This is a genomic window from Streptomyces sp. NPDC059454 (assembly GCF_042749965.1).
Classification (GTDB): domain Bacteria; phylum Actinomycetota; class Actinomycetes; order Streptomycetales; family Streptomycetaceae; genus Streptomyces.
This window is the reverse complement of sequence record NZ_JBHYVC010000003.1, coordinates 1-20170: the sequence shown is the minus strand read 5'-3', so window position 1 is coordinate 20170 and position 20170 is coordinate 1. Positions and strand designations below refer to the sequence as shown.

19 protein-coding genes and 1 riboswitch are annotated in these 20170 nt (G+C 70.6%); of the genes, 11 read left to right on the top strand and 8 right to left on the bottom strand.

Annotated elements, in window-relative coordinates; genetic code table 11:
• Nucleotides 1-24: 24 nt before the first annotated feature.
• On the bottom strand, nt 25-624 hold the full coding sequence (locus ACFXAE_RS02650) for a M23 family metallopeptidase (RefSeq protein ID WP_384706928.1): 600 nt from the start codon (nt 622-624) through the stop codon (nt 25-27).
• A gap of 282 nt (nt 625-906) precedes the next feature.
• Between ACFXAE_RS02650 and rpsB the strand changes: the two genes are divergently transcribed.
• The 10 genes from rpsB (at nt 907) to ACFXAE_RS02600 (ending at nt 11763) form a co-directional block, all read left to right on the top strand.
• Nucleotides 907-1824, top strand: a complete 918-nt coding sequence (rpsB, locus tag ACFXAE_RS02645) for a 30S ribosomal protein S2 (protein WP_384706926.1) — start codon at nt 907-909, stop codon at nt 1822-1824.
• A 156-nt stretch (nt 1825-1980) separates the two neighbouring features.
• Complete coding sequence (tsf, locus tag ACFXAE_RS02640) at nt 1981-2817, top strand: translation elongation factor Ts (protein WP_384706924.1); 837 nt, start codon at nt 1981-1983, stop codon at nt 2815-2817.
• Between the two features lie 190 nt (nt 2818-3007).
• Complete coding sequence (gene pyrH / locus ACFXAE_RS02635) at nt 3008-3766, top strand: UMP kinase (RefSeq protein WP_361739044.1); 759 nt, start codon at nt 3008-3010, stop codon at nt 3764-3766.
• Nucleotides 3767-3887: 121 nt separating this feature from the next.
• On the top strand, nt 3888-4445 hold the full coding sequence (gene frr / locus ACFXAE_RS02630; RefSeq protein WP_384706921.1) for a ribosome recycling factor: 558 nt from the start codon (nt 3888-3890) through the stop codon (nt 4443-4445).
• Complete coding sequence (locus tag ACFXAE_RS02625; RefSeq protein ID WP_384706919.1) at nt 4445-5569, top strand: phosphatidate cytidylyltransferase; 1125 nt, start codon at nt 4445-4447, stop codon at nt 5567-5569. Before frr ends, ACFXAE_RS02625 begins: the two co-directional genes overlap by 1 nt.
• Before the next feature lie 303 nt (nt 5570-5872).
• Nucleotides 5873-6979, top strand: coding sequence for a 23S rRNA (adenine(2503)-C(2))-methyltransferase RlmN (gene rlmN / locus ACFXAE_RS02620; RefSeq protein WP_384706917.1), 1107 nt, complete (start codon nt 5873-5875; stop codon nt 6977-6979).
• Between the two features lie 24 nt (nt 6980-7003).
• A riboswitch (TPP riboswitch) is annotated at nt 7004-7109 on the top strand.
• An 80-nt stretch (nt 7110-7189) separates the two neighbouring features.
• Entirely contained in the window at nt 7190-8272 is a 1083-nt protein-coding gene (locus ACFXAE_RS02615) for a thiamine ABC transporter substrate binding subunit (protein WP_384706915.1), read from the top strand.
• Nucleotides 8248-9921: an ABC transporter permease gene (locus ACFXAE_RS02610; protein ID WP_384706913.1), complete on the top strand. Its 1674-nt coding sequence runs from the start codon at nt 8248-8250 to the stop codon at nt 9919-9921. The genes ACFXAE_RS02615 and ACFXAE_RS02610 overlap by 25 nt, the downstream gene beginning before the upstream one ends.
• A complete protein-coding gene (locus tag ACFXAE_RS02605; protein ID WP_384706911.1) occupies nt 9922-10941 on the top strand; it encodes an ABC transporter ATP-binding protein in 1020 nt (339 codons plus the stop codon).
• A gap of 24 nt (nt 10942-10965) precedes the next feature.
• Nucleotides 10966-11763, top strand: a complete 798-nt coding sequence (locus ACFXAE_RS02600; RefSeq protein WP_384706909.1) for a maleylpyruvate isomerase family mycothiol-dependent enzyme — start codon at nt 10966-10968, stop codon at nt 11761-11763.
• 65 nt (nt 11764-11828) lie between these two features.
• Here ACFXAE_RS02600 and ACFXAE_RS02595 read toward each other — a convergent pair whose 3' ends face one another.
• The 7 genes from ACFXAE_RS02595 to ACFXAE_RS02565 all read right to left on the bottom strand — a co-directional run bounded on the left by ACFXAE_RS02595 (nt 11829) and on the right by ACFXAE_RS02565 (nt 18490).
• Nucleotides 11829-12524, bottom strand: coding sequence for an LAETG motif-containing sortase-dependent surface protein (locus ACFXAE_RS02595; protein ID WP_384706907.1), 696 nt, complete (start codon nt 12522-12524; stop codon nt 11829-11831).
• A gap of 147 nt (nt 12525-12671) precedes the next feature.
• A complete protein-coding gene (locus ACFXAE_RS02590) occupies nt 12672-13793 on the bottom strand; it encodes an LOG family protein (RefSeq protein WP_384706905.1) in 1122 nt (373 codons plus the stop codon).
• 26 nt (nt 13794-13819) lie between these two features.
• Entirely contained in the window at nt 13820-14227 is a 408-nt protein-coding gene (locus ACFXAE_RS02585) for a VOC family protein (protein ID WP_384707375.1), read from the bottom strand.
• A 111-nt stretch (nt 14228-14338) separates the two neighbouring features.
• A complete protein-coding gene (locus tag ACFXAE_RS02580; protein ID WP_384706903.1) occupies nt 14339-15646 on the bottom strand; it encodes a hypothetical protein in 1308 nt (435 codons plus the stop codon).
• A complete protein-coding gene (locus ACFXAE_RS02575) occupies nt 15628-16377 on the bottom strand; it encodes an ABC transporter ATP-binding protein (RefSeq protein ID WP_384706901.1) in 750 nt (249 codons plus the stop codon). Before ACFXAE_RS02575 ends, ACFXAE_RS02580 begins: the two co-directional genes overlap by 19 nt.
• A gap of 218 nt (nt 16378-16595) precedes the next feature.
• A complete protein-coding gene (locus tag ACFXAE_RS02570) occupies nt 16596-17969 on the bottom strand; it encodes an aspartate aminotransferase family protein (RefSeq protein WP_384706899.1) in 1374 nt (457 codons plus the stop codon).
• 2 nt (nt 17970-17971) lie between these two features.
• Nucleotides 17972-18490 (bottom strand): Lrp/AsnC family transcriptional regulator, encoded by a 519-nt coding sequence (locus ACFXAE_RS02565; protein WP_384706897.1) that lies wholly within the window; start codon nt 18488-18490, stop codon nt 17972-17974.
• A 207-nt stretch (nt 18491-18697) separates the two neighbouring features.
• Here ACFXAE_RS02565 and ACFXAE_RS02560 point away from each other — a divergent pair, with 207 nt between their 5' ends.
• A complete protein-coding gene (locus tag ACFXAE_RS02560; RefSeq protein WP_384706895.1) occupies nt 18698-20137 on the top strand; it encodes a gamma-aminobutyraldehyde dehydrogenase in 1440 nt (479 codons plus the stop codon).
• The last annotated feature ends 33 nt before the right edge of the window (nt 20138-20170 follow it).

Sequence of the window (20170 nt, the reverse complement as noted above, 5' to 3'; positions counted from 1 at the left end):
CGGGCGCGTTCCGGGGCAGGGCCCTCACTCCGGCACCGGCACGCCCAGCACCGGCAGCAGTCTCGACGGCCCTCTGCGCAGGAGCCACGGGGGCAGCAGGGCGAGCGGATCCAGGTAGGTGTCACCCCTCAGCAGGCCCCAGTGGACGCACGGGGCCGTGCAGTGGGAGCCCGTGGGGGCCACCGTGCCGATCACCTCGCCCGCCGTCACCTCGTCGTCCTCGGTCACCGACGCGCGGACCGGTTCGTAGGTGGTGCGCAACGGGGGATCGCCCGTGCCGGTGAGCTCCACCGAGACGACGCCCTTTCCGGCCACCCGGCCCGCGAAGGAGACCCGGCCCGCGGCCACCGCCCGTACCGGCGTCCCCGGTGGAGCCGCCAGGTCCACACCCCGGTGCCCGCGGGCGTACACCGTCGCCGGCGGCTCCCAGCCGCGCAGCACCCGCGGCCGTACCCCCACCGGCCACGTCCGTCCGACGGCCGGCATCCCGGCGTCCTCACCCGCCGGGGTCACCGCCCCCGCCGCGGACAGGCCCGGTGGAGGCGGGGCCAGCAGTGCCGCCAGGGTCAGGACCACCAGAAGGACCAGCCGCGTACACGCTCTCGTGAATGCACTCTTTCGCATGCCGCAGAGCTTTCCGGACAACCGTGATCACCGCCCGGACCTGTGGACCATCGGCCGTTTGTGGACAGCGGCGTCACCCGGCGCCTCGCGGGTCCCGTACACTTCTGGTGGCGACCCGGGCCACCGGGTCGACTTCGCACGCCCCGACATCAGGACCGGTCACGGCCGGAACCCGGATGTCAGCGCCCCTCGGTCCTTCGTGGCAACGGCGCGTCGTGGGCGTCAGGCGCGGAAGCCGTCCGGCATCCGCGGCACAACCGAGAAATTCAAGGAGATACGGCCATGGCCGTCGTCACGATGCGGGAGCTGCTGGAGAGCGGCGTCCACTTCGGTCACCAGACCCGTCGTTGGAACCCGAAGATGAAGCGCTTCATCTTCACGGAGCGCAACGGCATCTACATCATCGACCTGCTCCAGTCGCTGTCGTACATCGACCGCGCCTACGAGTTCGTCAAGGAGACCGTCGCCCACGGCGGCACGGTCATGTTCGTCGGCACGAAGAAGCAGGCGCAGGAGGCCATCGCCGAGCAGGCCACCCGCGTCGGCATGCCCTACGTCAACCAGCGCTGGCTGGGCGGCATGCTCACCAACTTCTCGACCGTCTACAAGCGCCTGCAGCGCCTGAAGGAGCTCGAGCAGATCGACTTCGAGGACGTGGCCGCCTCCGGCCTCACCAAGAAGGAGCTGCTGGTCCTCTCCCGCGAGAAGGCCAAGCTGGAGAAGACCCTCGGCGGTATCCGCGAGATGTCCAAGGTGCCCAGCGCCGTCTGGATCGTGGACACCAAGAAGGAGCACATCGCGGTCGGCGAGGCCCGGAAGCTCAACATCCCGGTCGTCGCCATCCTCGACACCAACTGCGACCCCGACGAGGTCGACTACAAGATCCCGGGCAACGACGACGCGATCCGCTCCGTCACCCTGCTCACCCGCGTGATCGCCGACGCCGTCGCCGAGGGCCTGATGTCCCGCTCCGGTGCCGCCGAGGCCGGCAAGGGCGAGAAGGCCGCCGGCGAGCCGCTGGCCGAGTGGGAGCGCGACCTGCTCGCGGGTGAGAAGAAGGCCGACGAGAACAAGGCCGACGAGAACAAGGCCGAGGAGGCCGCTCCGGCCGCCGAGGCCGAGCAGCCGGTCGAGGCCCCCGCTGCCGAGGAGGCCGCTGCCGAGGAGGCCGCTCCGGCCGCCGAGGCCGAGCAGGCCTGACCGCCCCGTCACAGGCGATGACGGCGGGAGCGGTGACAAGTGATCCGCTCCCGCCGTTCACCCGTAGGTCGGCGGCGTGTCGCACACCTGCCCTCGAGTAGGTCCTGATCCCGCAGATCTCCGAACCTCCAGACTTCGAGAAAGACTCACAGACTCATGGCGAACTACACCGCCGCCGACGTCAAGAAGCTCCGGGAGCTCACCGGCGCCGGCATGATGGACTGCAAGAAGGCGCTGGACGAGGCCGAGGGCAACGTCGAGAAGGCCGTCGAGGCGCTCCGCATCAAGGGCCAGAAGGGCGTCGCCAAGCGCGAGGGCCGCTCCGCCGAGAACGGCGCCGTGGTCTCGATCATCGCTGACGACAACTCCTCCGGCGTCCTCGTCGAGCTGAAGTGCGAGACGGACTTCGTCGCCAAGGGCGACAAGTTCCAGGCCGTGGCCGCCACCATCGCCGAGCACGTCGTCAAGACCTCCCCGGCCGACCTCGAGGCCCTGCTCGCCTCCGAGATCGAGGCGGGCAAGACCGTCCAGGCGTTCGTGGACGAGGCCAACGCCAACCTGGGCGAGAAGATCGTCCTGGACCGCTTCGCCCAGTTCGCCGACGGCTACGTGTCGGCGTACATGCACCGCACCATGCCCGACCTGCCCCCGCAGATCGGTGTCCTGGTCGAGTTCGACAAGCCGAACGCCGAGATCGCCAAGGGCGTCGCCCAGCACATCGCCGCCTTCGCGCCGAAGTACCTCTCCAAGGAGGACGTGCCGGCCGAGGTCGTCGAGTCCGAGCGCCGCGTCGCCGAGGAGACCACCCGCGCCGAGGGCAAGCCCGAGGCCGCCCTGCCGAAGATCGTCGAGGGTCGCCTCAACGGCTTCTTCAAGGACGCCACGCTGCTCGGCCAGCCCTACGCGCTCGACAACAAGAAGTCCGTCCAGAAGGTCCTGGACGAGGCCGGTGTCACCCTGAAGCGCTTCACGCGCATCAAGGTCGGCATCTGAGTCCGTACCGCGACGGGCGCGCGACCCCGATAGGGTCGACAGCAGTCGTTCGGACACGCGTCCACGCGACGGCGCGTGCCGGGCGACAGCAGATCTGACGAGGAGGCCATTGCCGCATGGGATGCGAACCACGCCCCACCGGCAATGGCCTTCTTCGTATGTGCAACACGCGAAAGAGGCGGGATCCCCGATGACCACCAAGGCTGAGAAGAGCGACGACGGCAAAGTACGCGGCCGGTTTCTGCTGAAGCTGTCCGGAGAGGCCTTCTCCGGTGGCGGGGGACTGGGCGTCGACCCCGACGTGGTGCACGCCATCGCGCGTGAGATCGCGGCCGTCGTCCGGGACGGCGCGCAGATTGCGATCGTCATCGGTGGCGGCAACTTCTTCCGCGGCGCCGAGCTCCAGGTGCGCGGCATGGACCGCGCCCGCTCCGACTACATGGGCATGCTCGGCACCGTGATGAACTGCCTCGCCCTCCAGGACTTCCTGGAGAAGGAGGGCGTCGACTGCCGCGTGCAGACCGCCATCACCATGGGGCAGGTCGCCGAGCCCTACATCCCGCTGCGCGCCGTACGGCACCTGGAGAAGGGCCGCGTGGTCATCTTCGGCGCCGGTATGGGCATGCCGTACTTCTCCACCGACACCACCGCCGCCCAGCGCGCCCTGGAGATCGACGCCGAGGCGCTGCTCATGGGCAAGAACGGTGTGGACGGCGTCTACGACTCCGACCCGAAGACCAACCCGGACGCCGTGAAGTTCGACGCGCTCGGCTACGGCGAGGTCATCACCCGGGACCTGAAGGTCGCCGACGCCACGGCCGTCACGCTCTGCCGTGACAACAGCCTCCCGATCGTCGTCTTCGAGCTCCTGAAGGAGGGCAATATCGCCCGCGCCGTCAAGGGTGAGAAGATCGGCACGCTGGTGGGCGACCAAGCCGGCCGCAGCTGACCGGGGGATGGACAATGTCCTGCCGGTCGGGAACCGTGCAGGAAGAAGACGCGACGCAGCCGGCCTCCGTCCCTGAAAAGGAACCGTGGCCGGGCCTACTCAAGACACGCAGGAGCAAGTGGTGATCGAAGAGACCCTCCTCGAGGCCGAGGAGAAGATGGAGAAGGCCGTCGTGGTCGCCAAGGAGGACTTCGCCGCGATCCGCACCGGCCGTGCGCACCCGGCGATGTTCAACAAGATCGTGGCCGACTACTACGGCGCGCTGACGCCGATCAACCAGCTGGCCTCGTTCTCCGTGCCCGAGCCGCGCATGGCCGTGGTGACCCCGTTCGACAAGAGCGCGCTGCGCAACATCGAGCAGGCGATCCGCGACTCCGACCTGGGCGTCAACCCGAGCAACGACGGCAACATCATCCGGGTGGTGTTCCCCGAGCTCACCGAGGAGCGCCGCCGTGACTACATCAAGGTCGCCAAGACCAAGGGCGAGGACGCGAAGGTCTCCATCCGCTCCGTCCGCCGCAAGGCCAAGGACGCCATCGACAAGATGGTCAAGGACGGCGAGGTCGGCGAGGACGAGGGCCGCCGTGCGGAGAAGGAGCTCGACGACACCACCGCGAAGTACGTCGCCCAGGTGGACGAGCTCCTGAAGCACAAGGAAGCGGAGCTGCTCGAGGTCTGATGAACGACTCTTCCTGGGGGACGCCGCAGACCGGGTACTGGGGGCCGTCCGACCACGGGCAGGGCTGGGGGGCCGCTCCGGCGGGTCCCGCGTACGATGCGCACAACGCGCAGCACACGCGTCCCATGCCCATCGTGCCCGACGTACCCGAACACGGCGGAGGCCAGGATGTGGAACAAGGGGCCGCTCGGCTGAGCGGCCCCTTGTTCCGAGACGAGCCGACGCGGGCCCGCCCCCTTCCGGGGGAGGTGCCGCAGAATCCGGAGCCCATGCCCGACGCCCCGCAGCCGGCCCCCGCACCGCAGAAGAAGAGCGCGGGGCGGGACCTGGGTGCCGCGATAGGCGTCGGCGTCGGACTCGGCGTGGTGATCGTCGCGTCGCTGTTCGTCGTCAAGGCGGTCTTCGTCGGCGTGGTCGCCCTCGCCGTGGTGGTGGGCCTGTGGGAGCTGACGTCGCGGCTGCGGGAGCGCAAGGGCATCAAGGCGCCCCTCGTTCCGCTCGCGCTGGGCGGTGCGGCCATGGTCGCCGCCGGGTACGCCCGGGGGGCCGAGGGGGCGTGGATCGCCATGGCGCTCACCGCGCTGGCGGTGCTGGTCTGGCGTATGGCGGCGCCGCCCGAGGGCTACCTCAAGGACGTCACGGCGGGTGTCTTCGCGGCGTTCTACGTGCCGTTCCTGGCGACCTTCGTCGCGATGATGCTCACCGCGGGCGACGGCGCGTGGCGCGTCCTGACCTTCCTGCTGCTGACGGTCGTCAGCGACACCGGCGCGTACGCGGTCGGCTGGCGCTTCGGCAAGACCAAGCTCGCCCCGCGCATCAGTCCCGGAAAGACCCGCGAGGGCCTGCTGGGCGCGGTGTCGTTCGCGATGGCCGTCGGCGCGCTGTGCATGGAGTTCCTGATCGACGGCGGCAGCTGGTGGCAGGGCCTGCTGCTGGGCCTCGCGGTCGCGGCCAGCGCCACACTGGGCGACCTGGGCGAGTCCATGATCAAACGTGATCTGGGCATCAAGGACATGGGCACGCTGCTCCCCGGCCACGGCGGCATCATGGACCGCCTGGACTCCCTGCTGCCGACGGCACCGGTGGTGTGGCTGCTGTTGGTCCTGTTCGTCGGCTCCGGCTGACCCGTACCCGCGTGGCCGGATTCGGGCCCCCGTCCTCTCCGGGCGGGGGCCCGCCGCTGTCCGGGAGGGCCAAGGCCGTTCCACGGCGCAGGCGAGGCGGGGGGACGACGGCAGGTACCACGGTGCCCTGCCCTGCCGGTGGTGCGATGCGCTCCTCGACCGGAAGGGCCGCCGCGGACCGCGCCGCTGCTGCGGCCCGTGGCACCGCACGAAGAGCTACGTCTCCCCTCTCTTCGTGGTGATCGCAGGCCTGTTCCGAGCCCGACCGGGTCACCCGTGTGGATCTGCGACACTGGTACAGCCATGCCTAAGCCCGGAGAACTCACCTTTGTCGCGCCGCGCGGAGCCAAGAAGCCGCCGCGGCACCTCGCCGATCTCACGCCCGCCGAGCGCAAGGAGGCGGTCGCCGCGGTCGGTGAGAAGCCGTTCCGCGCCAAGCAGCTGTCCCAGCACTACTTCGCGCGGTACGCGCACGAACCGGAGCAGTGGACCGACATCCCCGCCGGTTCCCGCGGCACGTTGCAGGAGGCGCTGCTTCCGGAGCTGATGACGGTCGTACGGCATCTGTCGACCGACCAGGGCACCACCCGCAAGACGCTGTGGAAGCTGTTCGACGGCACGCTCGTCGAGTCCGTGCTGATGCGCTACCCGGACCGGGTGACCATGTGCATCAGCTCCCAGGCGGGCTGCGGTATGAACTGCCCGTTCTGCGCGACCGGGCAGGCCGGGCTGGACCGCAACCTGTCGACCGCCGAGATCGTGCACCAGATTGTGGACGGCATGCGGGCGCTCAGGGACGGCGAGGTGCCGGGAGGCCCGGCGCGGCTCAGCAACATCGTGTTCATGGGCATGGGGGAGCCGCTCGCCAACTACAACCGGGTGGTCGGGGCGATCCGCCGGCTCACCGACCCCGAGCCGGACGGGCTCGGGCTGTCGCAGCGCGGGATCACCGTGTCCACCGTCGGTCTCGTCCCGGCGATCCACCGGTTCTCCGACGAGGGCTTCAAGTGCCGGCTCGCCATCTCGCTGCACGCCCCCGACGACGAACTGCGCGACACCCTCGTTCCCGTGAACACGCGGTGGAAGGTGCGCGAGGTGCTCGACTCCGGGTTCGAGTACGCGGCCAGGTCCGGGCGGCGACTGTCCATCGAGTACGCGCTCATCCGGGACATCAACGACCAGGCCTGGCGCGGTGACCGACTCGGGCGGATGCTCAAGGGTCGGCCTGTGCACGTCAACCTGATCCCGCTCAACCCCACGCCCGGCTCCAAGTGGACCGCCTCCCGGCCCGAGGACGAGAAGGCGTTCGTGGAGGCGATCGCCGCGCACGGTGTGCCGGTGACGGTCCGGGACACCCGTGGACAGGAGATCGACGGGGCGTGTGGTCAGCTCGCCGCGAGCGAGAGGTAATGTGACTCGCGTAAGCACATCTTCATATTCCGACAGGGGAGCGCCACAGCGCTGAGAGTGCGGCACCGGCCGCAGACCCTCCGAACCTGGCCCAGGTCATTCTGGGTAGGGAGATCGGTCATCACTCGAGCTGTTGCGCCCTGCCCGGGACCTCGCCCAGGGGTCCCGGGCAGGGCCGCGTCTCTTCCTGGTCACTCCAGGAGGAATCAAGTGGGCATCACCAAGAAGGTCACGGTCCTGGCCGTCGGGCTGGGGCTGGTCACGCTGTCCGCGTGCGGGTCGTCCGACGGGGACGGCGCGAGCGGTGGCGGGTCCAGGACCGTGACCCTCGTCAGCCACAATTCGTGGGCCGTGTCGAAGGACGTCGTCGCCGCCTTCGAGAAGCAGTCCGGATACAAGCTCAGGGTCCTCGAGGACGGCGACGCCGGGCAGGCCGTGAACAAGGCCGTTCTGACCAAGGACAACCCGCAGGGCGACGTCTTCTTCGGCGTCGACAACACCCTGCTCTCCCGCGCCCTCGACAACGGGCTGTTCCAGTCGTACGAGGCGAAGGGATCCGACCTGATCCTGGACGAGTTCCGCGTGGACCAGGACAAGCACCGGGTCACCCCCGTCGACACCGGTGACGTCTGCGTCAACTACGACAAGGCGTGGTTCAGCGAGCACGACCTGACCCCGCCGAAGACCTTCGACGACCTGATCAAGCCCGCGTACAAGGACCTCCTCGTCGTCGAGAACGCCTCCACCTCCTCGCCCGGCCTCGGCTTCCTGCTCGGCACCGCCGCCAAGTACGGGGACGAGGGCTGGCAGGACTACTGGAAGAAGCTCAAGGCCAACGGCGTGAAGGCGGTCGACGGCTGGGAGCAGGCCTACAACGAGGAGTTCTCCGGCTCGGCGGGCGGCAAGCAGGCCAAGGCCGACCGGCCGCTGGTGGTGTCGTACGCCTCTTCGCCGCCCGCCGAGGTCATCTACGCCGACCCGAAGCCGGAGACCGCGCCCACCGGCGTCGCCGAGGGCACCTGCTTCCGGCAGGTCGAGTACGCGGGGCTGCTGAGCAACGCCGAGAACCCCGAGGGCGGCAAGGCGCTGCTCGACTTCCTGATCAGCAAGACGTTCCAGGACGACATGCCGCTCAACATGTTCGTCTACCCGGTGCGGGAGGCCGCCCAGGTGCCCGAGGAGTTCGTGAAGTTCGGGCCGCAGGCGAAGGACCCGCAGACCATGGACCCGGCGAAGATCGCCGACAACCGTGACCAGTGGGTCAAGTCGTGGACCTCGCTCGTACTGAAGTGACGCGAGCCGCGGCGAAACGGCGCGGGAGCGCGGCGCGGCTCGGTCTGCTGGCCGTGCCCGTCGCGTTCTTCGCCGTCTTCTTCGCCTACCCCGTCACCGCGATCGTCGCGCGCGGGCTGAAGGCCGACGGGGCCTGGCAGCTCGGGCGGATCGGGGACGTACTGGCGCAGTCCGACGTCCGTCAGGTCCTGTGGTTCACCACCTGGCAGGCCCTCGTCTCCACCGCCCTCACCCTGCTGGTCGCCCTGCCCGGCGCGTATGTCCTCGCCCGCTTCGACTTTCCCGGCAAGCAGGTGCTGCGGGCCGTGGTCACCGTGCCGTTCGTGCTGCCCACGGTCGTCGTCGGTACGGCGTTCATGGCGCTCGTCGGACGCGGCGGACTCCTCGACGAGCTGTGGGGCCTGCGCCTGGACACCACCGTGTGGGCGATCCTGCTCGCGCACGTCTTCTTCAACTACGCCGTCGTCGTACGCACCGTGGGCGGGCTCTGGTCGCAGCTCGACCCGCGGCAGGAGGAGGCCGCGCGGATGCTCGGCGCCTCACGGTTCGCGGCCTGGCGGTCCGTCACCCTGCCCGCGCTCGCGCCCGCCGTGGCGGCGGCCGCGCTGATGGTCTTCCTGTTCACCTTCACCTCCTTCGGCGTGGTGCAGATCCTGGGCGGGCCCACCTTCTCCACTCTCGAAGTGGAGATCTACCGGCAGACCTCCGAGATCTTCGACCTGTCCACGGCCGCCGTCCTGACGATGATCCAGTTCTTCGCCGTGGGCGCGATCCTCGCCCTGCACGCCTGGACCGTACGGCGGCGGGAGACCGCGCTGCGGCTGGTGGACGCCTCGGCGACCGCACGCCGGCCGCGCGGCACCGGACAGTGGGCACTGCTGGGCTCGGTCGTCGCCACCGTCGCCGTCCTGCTCCTGCTGCCGCTCGCCGTACTGGTGGAACGCTCCTTCGAAGCAGCCGATTTCGGCTACTACCGGGAGCTGACCCAGGACGACGGGGGAGTGTTCCTCGTCGCGCCGATCGAGGCGGTCGGCAACTCGCTGCAGTACGCCGTCACCGCCACCGCCATCGCCGTGGTGATCGGAGGGCTCGCGGCCGTGGCGCTGACCCGGCGGGACGCGGGACGGCTGGTGCGCGGCTTCGACGCGCTGCTGATGCTGCCGCTCGGGGTGTCCGCGGTGACCGTCGGCTTCGGTTTCCTGATCGCCCTCGACGAGCCGCCGCTGGACCTCCGCGCCTCCTGGATCCTGGTCCCGCTCGCGCAGGCGCTGGTCGGCGTCCCCTTCGTCGTACGGACCATGCTGCCGGTGCTGCGGGCCGTGGACGTACGGCTGCGGGAGGCGGCGGCGGTGCTCGGGGCGTCGCCGTGGCGGGCGTGGCGGGAGGTGGACCTGCCGTTGGTGCGGCGGGCGCTGCTGATCGCGGCCGGGTTCGCCTTCGCGGTGTCGCTCGGGGAGTTCGGGGCGACGGTGTTCATCGCGCGGCCGGACAATCCGACGCTGCCGGTCGCCGTGGCACGGCTGCTGGGGCGGCCCGGGGACCTCAACTACGGCCAGGCGATGGCCCTGTCGACGATTCTGATGATCGTGTGCGCGGTGGCGCTGCTCGTGCTGGAGCGGCTGCGGACCGACCGGACCGGGGAGTTCTAGATGCTGCTGAGCCTTCAGGCCGCGACCGTCCGCTTCGGTGGGCGGGCGGTGCTGGACGCCGTCGACCTGGAGGTCGCCGAGCACGAGATCGTCTGTGTGCTCGGCCCCAGCGGCAGCGGCAAGTCCACGCTGCTGCGGGCGGTGGCCGGGCTGCAGCCGCTCGACTCCGGGCGGATCCGGCTCGACGGACACGACCAGGCGGGTGTGCCGGCGCACCGGCGCGGCGTCGGACTGATGTTCCAGGACCACCAGCTCTTCCCGCAGCGGGACGTGGGCGGCAATGTCGCCTTCGGCCTGCGCATGCACGGCGCGTCGCGGGGCGAACAGGGGGACCGCGTACAGGAGTTGCTGGATCTCGTGGGACTGCCGGACGCGGCCGGACGCGCCGTCGCCGCGTTGTCCGGCGGCGAGCAGCAGCGCGTCGCGCTCGCCCGCGCTCTCGCCCCCAGCCCCCGGCTGCTGATGCTCGACGAGCCGCTCGGGCAGCTCGACCGGTCGCTCAGGGAACGGCTGGTCGTCGAACTGCGCGAGCTGTTCGGCCGGTTGGGTACCACGGTGCTCGCCGTGACGCACGACCAGGGTGAGGCGTTCGCGCTGGCCGACCGGGTGGTGGTGATGCGGGACGGGCGGATCGCCCAGTCCGGTACGCCACTCGAGGTGTGGCAGCGTCCGGCCGACGCGTTCGTGGCCCGCTTCCTCGGCTTCGAGAACGTCGTCGGGGCGACGGTGGGCGACGATGTCGCGGTGACCCCCTGGGGCAGGCTCCCCGTTCCGGAAGGCGCCCCGCGGGGCACGCGAACCCTCCTCGTCCGCCCCGCCGGTGTCCGCCTGGTCCCGGCCGGCGAGGGCCTGCGCTGCACGGTGGCCGCGCGCACCTTCCGCGGCACCCATGTCACCGTCCACCTCCAGCCCGAGGACGCGCCCCGCCTGGAGGCGGCCTGCGCGCTCAGGGCCGCGCCGGAGGTCGGGGACGAGGTGGGCGTGGAGTTCGACGCGGCGGATATCGCCGTGCTGGGATGAGCGCGGCTGCCTAGGGTGTACGGCATGACACAACTCGCGCATGACCGCTACTGCGAGGAAATCGCATACCAGATAGGGCAGTTGCGGACGGTCGTGACGTCCGGCGCCGATCTGTCCGGCACCGTGCCCACCACGCCCGACTGGTCCCTGGAGCAGCTCGTACGGCATACCGGCGGCGCCCTGCGCTGGGTGGACGTCATGGTGCGGACCGGGGCCGAGGACGACGTCCCCGAGGATCGGGTGCCGGGGTTCGACGGGCCCGAGTCGTGGGGCGATCCCGGCGCGCTGGACGCCTGGCTGGCGGAGTCCGGCGAACTGGTCGTCGGCGCGCTGCGGGAGGCCGGGCCGGACGCGAAGGTGTGGAGCTGGGCCGGGATCGACAACGCCGGGTTCTGGGCCCGTCGTATGACGCACGAGGTGACCGTCCACCGCGCGGACGCCACCCTGGCCGCCGGGCTGCCCTATGAGGTCGCGCCCGAGGTCGCCGCGGACGCGATCGACGAGTGGCTGGAGATCGTGGAGTGGGCGCAGCGGACGCTGCCGGACGACACGGTGCATGACCTGCGTGGGCCCCGGCGGACCATCCATCTGCACGCCACCGGCGCGGGGGCGGGGGTCAACGCGGAGTGGGTGATCGAGCTCGACGAGGACGGTTTCTCCTGGCACCACGGCCACGAGAAGGCCACGGTCGCCCTGCGCGGCCCGCTCACTTCCGTGCTCCTCGCCTTCTACCGCCGGCTGCCGCCGGCCGCCCCCGGGCTCGAAGTGCTCGGCGACCGGGAGCTGCTGGAGTTCTGGCTGGAGCGGGCGACGTTCGGCTGAGCGGAGGGCGACGGAAGTGGCCCGCCCCCGGGGAGGGGACGGGCCACCGCTGTGTGCGTGAGGCGTCAGCGCTGGCTGTTCGCCCCGCGACGGCGCATACCGAAGAAGACCGCGCCACCGCCGGCCACGACCAGGGCGGCCGCGACGCCGGCGATCAGACCGGTGTTGGAGTCGGCGCCGGTCTCGGCGAGGTTCGACTCACCACCGGCCGGGGACGGCGCGTTGCTCGCGGTGTCCGCCGGAGGGGTGCTCTCGCTCTCCGACTCCGACGGGGCCGGGGTCGGAGAGCCGGGCTCCTCGGCCGGGGTGGAGGAGGACGTCGACGGGGTCGGCGTGGGCTCCTCCTCGGCCGGGGGCTCCTCTTCCGTCTTGCAGGCCGTCGCCGGAGTGACCAGGTTCGGCTTGATGTCCTCGTCGACGTAAGGCTTCGCGTCGACGTGGATGCGGTACTCGGCGTTCGGCTTCCAGTCCTCCTCGAAGGTGATGGTGGTGCCCTCACGGGAGCCCTTGACCACCTGCTCGCCGACCTGCTTGTCCTGCAGGAACACGGTGATGGTGGCGGGGACGCCGGCCGGGTCCACGTCGGTGACGGTGATGACGCCCTTGTCGCCGACGCACTTGGCGTCGGCCGAGAACTCGTTGATGTTGCAGGCCGCCGCGCTGCCGGCGACACCGAGCACGAGGGCGGCGGACGCGGAGACGACACCGAGGGCGCGCACGGAGCGCGTGACGGTACGGCGGGATACGGACAGAACTGCCACGTTTGTCCTTTACGGAGAGCGTAAATGCGGGGGGTTGAGGGAGTGTTGATGAAGCATCAGCACTCCCATGCGGCTCCCAGGTCTATAAGCGCCGCATAAGTAGTGTCAACGCATATGCCTACAGTGCCCCCGGACTTTGCCTTCTTATTAACCACCCAGACGTTTCAAGGCCTCCGGAGCCTCCTCGATCCGGTCGACCAGAGCGATCCGGGCCTCCATCGAGCGCTCCCGGGCGAGCGACCGCAGCAGCGGCCAGGCCGGCAGCTTCTCCGTCCAGTGGGCCCGGTTCACCAGCACCATGGGCGTGGGCTCACCGCGCGACTCGTAGTAGTTCGGCGTCGCGTTGTCGAAGACCTCCTGTACGGTGCCGGCGGCGCCCGGCAGGAAGACCACGCCCGCGTTGCAGCGGGCCAGCAGCCCGTCCTCACGGGTGGCGTTGGCGAAGTACTTCGCGATGTGCGAGGCGAAGGCGTTCGGCGGCTCGTGGCCGTAGAACCAGGTGGGGATGCCGATCGAGTGGTTGCCCTTCGGCCAGCGGGTGCGCACCTCGAAGGCGGCACGCGCCCAGTCGGTGACCGATGGCGTGAACGAGGGGGCGGACGTGAGGAGTTCGCAGGCCTCGTCCAGCATGGCGTCGTCGTACGGAGCCGCGTAGGCGCCGAGGTTCGCCGCCTCCATCGCGCCCGGGCCGCCACCCGTCGCCACCGTGAAGCCGGCGTGGGTCAGCGCCCGTCCGAGCCGGGCGGCGCCCCGGAACTCCTCGGTGCCACGGGCCATCGCGTGCCCGCCCATCACGCCCACGACCCGCGCTCCGCGCAGGAGTTCGTCGAGGGCGTCGGACATGGAGTCGTCGTGGACCGCGCGCAGCATGGAGGCGAGGATGTCGCCGTCCGTCTTGGTCCGCTGGAACCAGGCGTAGGCCAGCGCGTCCGGGGTCGCCTCGTAGCCCTTGTCGAGCGAGGCGAACAAGTCGCCGGGCGTGTAGAGATGCCCTCGGTACGGGTCGAAGGGCAGGTCCGGGACGGGTGGGAGGACCAGGGCGCCGTCGGCGCGGAGCTTCTCCGCCGCGTCGGGGCGCATCCGGCAGCCGAGGAAGACGGCCCCGGCGGTGTCGGTGGTGAGCAACTCCCTTGTCCGATCGGTCAGATCGACGGACTGGACACGGAATCCGGAGAGCGTGCCGCGGGACGAGACGATCGCGTCGAATTCCTCGAGCGTCTCTATCTCGCGGTCCCCGTGATGGACGGCATGGGCGGGACTCGTCTGCACCCGCCCATGCTAGGCCCGCTCGTTGGTCAGTCCTGCACCGCGGCCGGGTCCATCCAGATGACCTCCCAGGTGTGGCCGTCGAGGTCGTCGAAGGCGCGGCCGTACATGAAGCCGTAATCCTGGGTCTCGCCGGCGATCGAGCCGCCCGCCGCGACGGCCTTCTCCACCAGCTCGTCGACCTTCTCGCGGCTTTCCGCGCTCAGCCCCAGCAGCACCTCGCTGCCCTTCGTGGCGTCCACGATCTCCTTCTTGGTGAACCCCGCGTACTTCTCCTTGGTCAGCAGCATCGCGATGATCGTGTCGCTGATCACGACCGACGCGGCGGTCTCGTCGCTGAACTGAGGGTTGATCGAGTAGCCGAGCTCCGTGAAGAACTTCTTCGAGGCGTCGAGGTCGTCGACGGCCAGGTTCACGAAGATCATCTGCTGGTACATGGCGGGGCCTCTCCCGTTCGGTTCCATGGTGTTCGTGAGGGTAGACGGAGGGCCCGCGTGGAACTCATCGGTCCGCGAAGATTTTTCCGGACCGGTTTTCCGCCGGGCCCGTCAGTGGGCCAGCGGCCACGCCGACAGCTCGGCCACGACCAGGGTCAGCGGCCCGAACAGGGCGAGCAGCGCACCCGCGCGGAGCACGGCGGCCCGGCGCAGCGTCCCCGTGGCCGCCCCGAGGCGCCGCAGCGCGGCGGTGGTGCCGGCGCGGGCCTGCCTGGCCTCGACGGCGGCCGTCAGCAGTGTCGCCGTCGTGCAGCCTGCCACCAGCAGCGCCCCGAGCACGACGAGCGGGCCGGTGGAGGCGTCCTCGCGGTCGTGCAGCGAGGCCATGGCGTACGCGGCCGACAGCACCGCGCAGACCACGCCCAGCGGGCGTCCGATGCGCGTGGCCTCGGTCATGAGGACCCGCCCGGCCAGCAGGCGCAGCGCGCCGGGCCGTACCGTCTGCAGCAGCCTGCCGCACAGATGGGTGAGGCCGGGACCGGCCAGGGCGAGACCGACGGCGGTCAGGGCCAGACCGAGCAGCGCGGAGGGCCGGTCACCCGGCGCGCCCCCGCCGCCCGTGCGGCTCGCGAAGGCCTCCACGGCCAGACCCACCGCCAGTACCGTGATCCCCCACGGCAGCCCGGACGGCGGCGTGAGCGGCACGGCGGGCCGGGCGTCGGCGGAGTTCTCGGGACCGTCCTCACCCCCGTCCGGCTCCGGTGCCGCCCGGGCCGTACGCCGGCCCCGCGCCGCCGCCCCCAGCTGCTTGCCGAACCGTCCGTACGCCCCGAAGGACTCGTGTGCCGCCGTACGCCGGTACGCGCCGAACCGGCCGTACGCCCGCCCCGCGCGGTCCGCCTCCGCCGCCGGCTCACGCGGCCGCAGCGCCACCGCCACGGCCGCCGACGCGCTCAGCGGCACAAGCGCCAGCAGGGTCAGGGCGGCCGGCAGCGGAAGCGGCCGGCCGGCGGCGAGGAAGTCCGTCGCGGCGCCGTCGAAGGGCGTGCCGGTGAGGTCGCCGCGCAGATGGAGGAAGACCAGCAGGGCCAGCGCCGAGCCCAGCACGCAGGACAGCGCCGTGGTGGCCGCGGAGATCGCCATCAGCCGGACGGGACCGAGACCGATCGCCGACAGGCCGGGCCGGGGCCGGGTGCCCGGATCGGTGCGGGCGACCGCGACCGCGAAGTGCACCGTGGCCGCCATCGGGACCGCGCACCAGGCCAGCCGGAGCGCCGAGGAGGGCGGGTCGGGGTGGCCCAGCGCGTGGCCGAGGACGCTGAGCAGCAGAAAGCCCGTGCCCGCGGACGCGGCCGCGACCAGGAGACGGCGCAGCTGGACGGCGGGATGGGCGCCTCGGGTCAGACGGAGAGCGAGCACGCCGCCCGGCCTTCCGTCTCGGCCGCCCCGGCGACCGGCGGCAGATGTACGGTGCGCACGCGCCGCCCGTCGAGCAGCGACACCGTGCGGTCGGCGAGGGCCGCGGTCTGCGCGTCGTGGGTCGCGAGGACCACGGTGATGCCGTGCGAGCGGGCCGCCGTGGTGAGCGTGCGCAGCACGTGGGCGCGGTCGACGCGGTGCAGCGGGGCGGTCGGCTCGTCGGCGAACAGCACCGAGGGCGCCGGGGCGAGGGCACGGGCGATGCACACCCGCTGCCGCTCGGCCTGCGTCAGCTCCCCGGGGTGCTTGCGGGCCCTGTCACCGATGTCGACGCGCTCCAGCCACTCCAGGGCCGCCGTCCTGGCCCGGCGTCGGCCGGCGCCGCGCAGCATCAGGGGCAGCGCGGTGTTCTCCCAGACGTTCAGCTCGGGCACCAGCACCGGGGCCGGGTCGATCCAGCCGAAGCGGTCCCGGCGCAGCCGCTCACGGGCGCCGGGGCTCATGGTGTGCACGGGCACGCTGTTGAACCAGACCTCGCCGCTGCGGGCGGGCAGCAGCCCGGACAGGCAGCGCAGCAGGGTCGTCTTGCCGCTGCCGCGCGGGCCGCCGACGGCGAGGATCTCGCCCTCCCGGACGCCGAGCGAGACCCCGCTCAGCCCGGGTGAGCCGTCGTCGTACCGGTGGTGCAGGGCTCGCGCCCAGAGCACGTCGTTGTCCGGTGGGGCCACCATGGCGTACACCTCGGTTCGGATCGGAAATGCCGTGCGCTATTCGGGTAAGTCCCCCGTCCGGGGGAACGAAGGCAGGGCCGATCGGTCACTCGGAACGCTAGGCAGGCCGCGGCGGGAGGCCGGACAGCACACGGCCCCGGGCGCCCGTTTCTCACTCGAACGGGCGGCACCGGGACCGGTGTTGATCATCCAGAAGGAAGATCGGAACCTCGGACGGCCTACAGCTTGGTCCAGGCCTCGGAGAGGGTCGCGCGCAGGATCTGCTCGATCTCGTCGAAGGTCCCCTGGTCGGAGATCAGCGGCGGGGCGAGCTGGATCACCGGGTCGCCGCGGTCGTCGGCCCGGCAGTACAGGCCGTTCTCGAAGAGCTTCTTCGACAGGAAGCCGTACAGCACGCGCTCGGTCTCGTCCGCGTCGAAGGACTCCTTGGTGTTCTTGTCCTTGACCAGTTCGATGCCGTAGAAGAAGCCGTTGCCGCGGACGTCGCCGACGATCGGCAGGTCGTGCAGCTTCTCCAGGGTCGCGCGGAAGGCGCCCTCGTTGTCGAGCACGTGCTGGTTGAGGCCCTCGCGCTCGAACAGGTCGAGGTTGGCGATGCCGACCGCGGCGGAGACCGGGTGGCCGCCGAAGGTGTAGCCGTGCAGGAAGGTGTTGTCGCCCTTGTAGAACGGCTCGGCGAGGCGGTCGGAGACGATGCACGCGCCGATGGGGGAGTAGCCCGAGGTCATGCCCTTGGCGCAGGTGATCATGTCCGGCACGTAGCCGAACTTGTCGCAGGCGAACGTCGTGCCCAGCCGGCCGAAGGCGCAGATGACCTCGTCGGAGACGAGCAGCACGTCGTACTGGTCGCAGATCTCGCGCACCCGCCGGAAGTAGCCGGGCGGGGGCGGGAAGCAGCCGCCGGCGTTCTGCACGGGCTCCAGGAAGACGGCCGCGACGGTGTCCGGGCCCTCGAAGAGGATCTGCTGCTCGATCTGGTCGGCGGCCCAGCGGCCGAACGCCTCCGGGTCGTCGCCGTGGATCGGCGCCCGGTAGATGTTGGTGTTGGGCACCTTGTGCGCGCCCGGGACGAGGGGCTCGAACGGGGCCTTCAGGGCCGGCAGTCCGGTGATGGACAGGGCGCCCTGCGGGGTGCCGTGGTACGCCACCGCGCGGGATATGACCTTGTACTTGGTCGGCTTGCCGACGAGCTTGAAGTACTGCTTGGCGAGCTTCCAGGCGGTCTCCACCGCCTCGCCGCCGCCGGTGGTGAAGAAGACCTTGTTGAGGTCGCCCGGCGCCTCGTGCGCGAGCCGCTCCGCCAGCTCCACGGCCTTGGGGTGGGCGTAGGACCACACGGGGAAGAAGGCCAGTTCCTGGGCCTGCTTGAACGCGGTCTCCGCGAGTTCCGTACGGCCGTGGCCCGCCTGCACCACGAACAGGCCCGCGAGGCCGTCGAGGTAGCGCCTGCCCTTGTCGTCGTAGATGTGGGTGCCCTCACCGCGGACGATGGTGGGGACGGGGGAGTTCTCGTACGAGGACATGCGGGTGAAGTGCATCCACAGGTGGTCGTACGCGGACTTGCTGAGATCCTCGGTGCTGTCGGTGCTCACGGTTATCGGGTTCCCCACATGTAGGTCTGCTTCTTGAGCTTGAGGTAGACGAAACTCTCGGTGGAGCGCACTCCGGGAACGGCCCGGATGCGTCCGTTGATGACCTCCAGAAGGTGGTCGTCGTCCTCGCAGACGATCTCGACCATGAGGTCGAAGGACCCCGCGGTCATCACCACGTACTCGCACTCGTCCATGGCGGTCAGCGCGTCGGCCACGGACTCCACGTCGCCCTCGACGTTGACCCCGACCATGGCCTGGCGGCGGAAGCCCACGGTGAGCGGGTCCGTGACGGCGACGATCTGCATCACGCCCTGGTCGAGCAGCTTCTGGACGCGCTGGCGCACGGCGGCCTCCGACAGGCCCACGGCCTTGCCGATGGCGGCGTACGGCCGGCGGCCGTCCTCCTGGAGCTGCTCGATGATGGCGAGGGAGACGGCGTCCAACTGGGGACCGCCGCCGTTCTTGGACTCGCGGGAGTCCTTCGGGTCTGCGCTTCGACTGGCCACGGGGTCACTGTGCACGACGTATCGGCAGTTTTGCAAGGCTCAATCGATGAATTTCGTTGTCTGAGACGCCTCTGCTTGCGGATTTCGCAGGAGTAGGGCGGGTGGGGGTGTTGAAAACGTCAGCTGTCGGTCTAGGGTGGGTGTCTCAGAGGCTGGACACTCGACATTCATCGACAACCCAGACACCTCGGACACCCACGAGGAACACCAGGAGGGCCTGCAGTGAGCACCGAGCTGCGTCGTCTGCGCAACTACATCGGCGGTGAGTTCCGGGACGCCGCCGACGGCCGGACCACCGAGGTGGTCAACCCCGCGACGGGCGAGGCGTACGCGACCGCTCCGCTGTCCGGGCAGGCGGATGTGGACGCCGCGATGGCGGCCGCCGCCGAGGCGTTTCCGGGCTGGCGCGACACCACCCCGGCCGAGCGCCAGAAGGCCCTGCTGAAGATCGCGGACGCCTTCGAGGAGCGCGCCGAGGAACTCATCGCGGCCGAGGTGGAGAACACGGGCAAGCCCATCGGGCTGACCCGCACCGAGGAGATCCCGCCGATGGTGGACCAGATCCGCTTCTTCGCGGGCGCGGCGCGGATGCTCGAGGGCCGGTCGGCCGGTGAGTACATGGAGGGCCTGACCTCCATCGTGCGCCGCGAGCCGGTCGGCGTCTGCGCGCAGGTCGCGCCCTGGAACTACCCGATGATGATGGCCGTGTGGAAGTTCGCCCCGGCGATCGCCGCGGGCAACACCGTCGTCCTGAAGCCCTCGGACACCACCCCGGCCTCCACGGTCCTGCTCGCCGAGATCCTCGGCTCGATCCTGCCCAAGGGCGTCTTCAACGTCATCTGCGGCGACCGCGACACCGGCCGCCTCATGGTCGAGCACCCCACCCCGGCGATGGCGTCCATCACCGGTTCGGTGCGCGCGGGCATGTCCGTCGCCGAGTCCGCGTCCAAGGACCTCAAGCGGGTCCACCTGGAGCTGGGCGGCAAGGCTCCGGTCGTCGTCTTCGAGGACACCGACATCGCCAAGGCCGTCGAGGGCATCTCCGTCGCGGGCTTCTTCAACGCCGGCCAGGACTGCACGGCCGCCACGCGCGTGCTGGTCCACGAGGCGATCCACGACGAGTTCGTCTCCGCGCTCGCCAAGGCCGCCGCCGACACGAAGACCGGCATGCCCGACGACGAGGACGTCCTCTTCGGCCCGCTCAACAACCCCAACCAGCTCAAGCAGGTCGAGGGCTTCATCGAGCGGCTGCCGGCGCACGCGCGCGTGGTCGCCGGCGGCAAGCGCGTCGGCGACAAGGGCTTCTTCTACGCCCCGACCGTCGTCTCCGGCCTCGACCAGGACGACGAGATCGTCCAGAAGGAGGTCTTCGGCCCGGTCATCACCGTCCAGCGCTTCACCGACGAGGACCAGGCCGTCGAGTACGCCAACGGCGTCGAGTACGCGCTGGCCTCCTCGGTGTGGACCAAGGACCACTCCCGCGCGATGCGGATGTCCAAGAAGCTGGACTTCGGCTGCGTGTGGATCAACACCCACATCCCGCTGGTCGCGGAGATGCCGCACGGCGGCTTCAAGAAGTCGGGCTACGGCAAGGACCTCTCGGGGTACGGCTTCGACGACTACACGCGCATCAAGCACGTGATGACGTCCCTCGACGGATAGGCGTCGAAGCGTCGGCCCCGGACGGTGAACCAC

What these genes read in the sequence shown, in the direction of transcription:
- ACFXAE_RS02605 (WP_384706911.1), top strand. Translation starts at nt 9,922, where the DNA reads ATGCTGCTGAGCCTTCAGGCCGCGACCGTCCGCTTCGGTGGGCGGGCG.
- ACFXAE_RS02600 (WP_384706909.1), top strand. Translation starts at nt 10,966, where the DNA reads ATGACACAACTCGCGCATGACCGCTACTGCGAGGAAATCGCATACCAG.
- pyrH (WP_361739044.1), top strand. Translation starts at nt 3,008, where the DNA reads ATGACCACCAAGGCTGAGAAGAGCGACGACGGCAAAGTACGCGGCCGG.
- rlmN (WP_384706917.1), top strand. Translation starts at nt 5,873, where the DNA reads ATGCCTAAGCCCGGAGAACTCACCTTTGTCGCGCCGCGCGGAGCCAAG.
- ACFXAE_RS02650 (WP_384706928.1), bottom strand. Translation starts at nt 624, where the DNA reads ATGCGAAAGAGTGCATTCACGAGAGCGTGTACGCGGCTGGTCCTTCTG.
- tsf (WP_384706924.1), top strand. Translation starts at nt 1,981, where the DNA reads ATGGCGAACTACACCGCCGCCGACGTCAAGAAGCTCCGGGAGCTCACC.
- rpsB (WP_384706926.1), top strand. Translation starts at nt 907, where the DNA reads ATGGCCGTCGTCACGATGCGGGAGCTGCTGGAGAGCGGCGTCCACTTC.
- ACFXAE_RS02625 (WP_384706919.1), top strand. Translation starts at nt 4,445, where the DNA reads ATGAACGACTCTTCCTGGGGGACGCCGCAGACCGGGTACTGGGGGCCG.
- ACFXAE_RS02575 (WP_384706901.1), bottom strand. Translation starts at nt 16,377, where the DNA reads ATGGTGGCCCCACCGGACAACGACGTGCTCTGGGCGCGAGCCCTGCAC.
- ACFXAE_RS02585 (WP_384707375.1), bottom strand. Translation starts at nt 14,227, where the DNA reads ATGTACCAGCAGATGATCTTCGTGAACCTGGCCGTCGACGACCTCGAC.